The organism is Fusibacter sp., assembly GCF_057447755.1.
Genome location: NZ_JBVBZF010000363.1, coordinates 1 through 3,442, shown reverse-complemented (window position 1 = coordinate 3,442; position 3,442 = coordinate 1). Strand labels below are relative to the sequence as shown.

At 36.5% G+C, this 3,442-nt stretch carries 2 protein-coding genes; both read left to right on the top strand.

The window, feature by feature from the left end:
* Positions 1–27: 27 nt before the first annotated feature.
* Positions 28–870, top strand: coding sequence for a helix-turn-helix domain-containing protein (locus tag AC220I_RS20195; RefSeq protein WP_486725669.1), 843 nt, complete (start codon positions 28–30; stop codon positions 868–870).
* Positions 870–3,442 (top strand): efflux RND transporter permease subunit (locus AC220I_RS20190; protein WP_486725668.1); only part of this gene is annotated, 2,573 nt, incomplete at its 3' end. The genes AC220I_RS20195 and AC220I_RS20190, both read left to right, overlap by 1 nt.

Genomic DNA, 3,442 nt, shown 5'->3' with positions numbered 1-3,442 from the left:
GTATAGATTAATCAAGGAGAAATTCAAATGGATAAATTTAGTGAACAATTAAAAAAATTGAGAAAAGAAAATAAATTGAGCCAAAAATCACTTGCTGAGAATATTGGTATTGCTCAGTCTGCAATTGCTAATTATGAGACGGGGTATCGAATACCAAGTCACGACATTTTAATGAAGATTGCTGAGTATTTTAAAATCTCGCTGGATGACCTTGTTTGTCGTGCTCATGTGGAAATGGATTGGGTTGAAATTTCTGATTTGTTTTTAAAACACATTATGAATCAGGATGAGATTGCTGCATTATCTATGATAAATCACATGATTGAAAATGATGTCAAGGTGAGTGAGATTTATTTGAAGGTTTTTAGATATGCTTTGACTAAGGTTGGTTGGCTATGGGAGACTAAGATGATCAGTGTTGCAGATGAACACTATATCTCTCAGAAAATCAATGAGATAATGGATATTGTCTATCAAAATATTAGGTCCAATGAAAAAGACTTAACAAAAAGTATAAAAATACTTGGTATGGCAGCACCATTGGAGCAACATACAATTCCAATCAAAATGGTTATGCAGCTACTTGGCATGCAAGGGTATGAGATTTTTTACATGGCATCGGCAATTCCTGTGGCAGATTTATCATATTTTGTACTTAAAAACGAGATTGATTTAATATTAATTTCCATCACCATGCCGGAGTTAATAGACCCCTTGGAAAAATATATGAACAATGTTCAAAAAGATGTTTTATTATCTGAAAAAACCTTTATAATTGGAGGTAAGGCATCAAAATATGTGACGTTAAATACTAAAAATAGACATACTAAATTTGTCTCAAGTTATGAAGAGGTTCTGGAGGCGATCTAATGGACACAAAAAATAATTTACGCGAAAGCAATATGAAGATCAACCTAATTGGGAGATTATCAAATGCATTTATAAATCAATTTCAATTGGCACTGCTACTGATGATTATGATTGTTAGTGTAGGTATAGTTGGACTAATTTCACTACCAAAGGAATCATTGCCAGAAATCGTTTTTCCGGCAATTACCATTCAAACGCTTTATCCAGGGGCAAGTCCTGAAGACGTTGAATTGTTGGTAACAGAGAAGGTTGAAAACAAAGTAAAGGATTTTGAGGATATTGATAAAATCACCTCGGATTCTACCTTTGGGTTTTCTATCATTACGATTTCATTTAAGGAATCCGTCAATATCGAAAACAAAAAAATTGAAGTAGACAATGCACTTAGAGAAATCGATTTTTCAGAAGGTGTATTGACACCAAGAAGTTTTATCTTTAAGACATCAGAAATTCCACTTATGAATATCAGTGTAAATGGCAATTACGATACTGAAACCTTAACACAAATGGCTGAAAACCTCCAAGATGAGCTTGAAGGTATTAAGGGTGTCGATAGTGTAGATCTCTTTGGCACAAGTGTGAAGGAAATCCATATTATCACCAATGAAAATAAAATGCTCACTTATAATATGACCATGACCAATATTAAAAATGCAATTAGTGCTTCAAATCTTAGCCTTCCTGTGGGAGATTTAGAGCTGAATGGCGTTCGATATACATTAAGGGTTGATGAGTCTTTTAAAGCACTTGAAGAAATTGAGAACGTCGTGGTGACAGGTAGCTCTGGACAAGAAGTTTTTATTAAGGACCTAGCTGAGGTTTCATTTGGCACTGAAACGGTTAATTCAATTAACAAAACCTTTATCAAAGGCATTAATGACAAGTCACAGAACTCTATTTTTATGAAAGTCAACCGAAAGGTCAACAGCGATGTTATTGGTACTAGTCAGTTGATAGAAGATAAAATAGCTAAGCTTAAAGGGACAGCCTATCCCGAAGACGCAGTAATCTATATTTCAGACAACATGGCAAAGAGTGTTGGCGAGGATTTAGCCAATATCCAATCAAGTGCCTTATCTGGCTTAATCGTTGTTATTATCGTACTCTTTCTATTTATAGGCATTCGTGAATCCTTGATCGTATCAATCACCATCCCCCTAAGTCTCTTAGGCACGTTAGGGCTCTTAAATTTGTTTGGCATTACCTTTAACACCTTTGCAATTTTGGGATTGATCGTGGCACTCGGCTTATTGGTAGACAACTCCATTATTGTCATGGAAAACATAGACCGGATAAAAAAACTCGGATTTACGCGTAAAGAGGCTGCTTTTTTAGGCACAAATCAAGTGGGTTACCCGATTGTTTCATCGACCCTTACCACACTTGCGGCATTTTTCCCACTTGTAATTTTACCTGGAATACTAGGTGCTTTTGTATCAACGATTCCACTTACAATTATGATTACTCTTACTGTTTCTTTATTTGTTTCCCTTGTGATTACCCCTAGTATTGCGGCTAGAATCTTAAAGGATCAAAAACATCACAGCACAGGCAAGGTAAAGTGGCTAAAAAATATCATGGCCATTTTAATGGTTGCCGCCCTAAGCTTTTATGCCTTTAATTTTAATGGCAACACTGTATTGGCAGTGATCATGATGCTTGTTTTTACAGGACTTATTACCCTAAAAATTCTCACCATAGGCGATGAAGATTTCGAAGATACGCGAATCACCAGAGCCTATGGGCGTTTAGTAGAATGGATCGTCAGTAAAAAAAGACGCAGTTTTCTTGTGGTTGTAATAGGGCTTTTACTCTTAGTTGGCAGTGTGTCTTCATTTGGCACAGGCATTCTTAAAGTTGCTTTTTTCCCTAAGAGTGAACCGGATGCACTTGAAATACTAGTGGACACGCCTGGTGGTACGACCCTAAGTCAAAATGAGGCAATAGCAAGTGAAATTGAAGAAATTATCTTAAAAAATGAAGCGGTAGTTTCTTATAATGTCACAGTAGGTGGACAAGAAATTGACTTTGTAAAATTCAGCGTGACCATTGACAATCACATTCAAAATGGTTTTTCAGTGCTTGAGGATATTCAACAAGAAACCTCTAAAATCAGTGGTGCCAAAATCTCTGTAAATGGGATTGCATCAGGTCCTCCTGTGGGTAAACCAATTGTTCTTAAGATACAGGGTGAAGGCCTAGAAGATACTTTTAAGTTCTCCAATGAGGTTATTGACTATCTGAGAAAAACAGATGGTGTTTATAATATCGATTCATCTGTAACAGTCGGCGTCCCTCAAATTATGATTGAGGTGGATAAACTCAAGGCAATTCCACTAGGGACAAATGTGAGTAACATTGCCCTTCAGCTAAGAGGTGAAATCGGCGGTGTTGAAGCGACCACTATGCGCGTTGGAAATGATGAAGTTGATGTTATCATTAAGAGAGATCTTAGTGAAATCGATGACCTTGGTACCCTAAAAAGCCTTTTCATCGCAACACAATCTGGCATGATGATTCCGCTACAAAGTGTGAGTGATATTAAGGTGGAACAAGGGATCTCCAATATTTC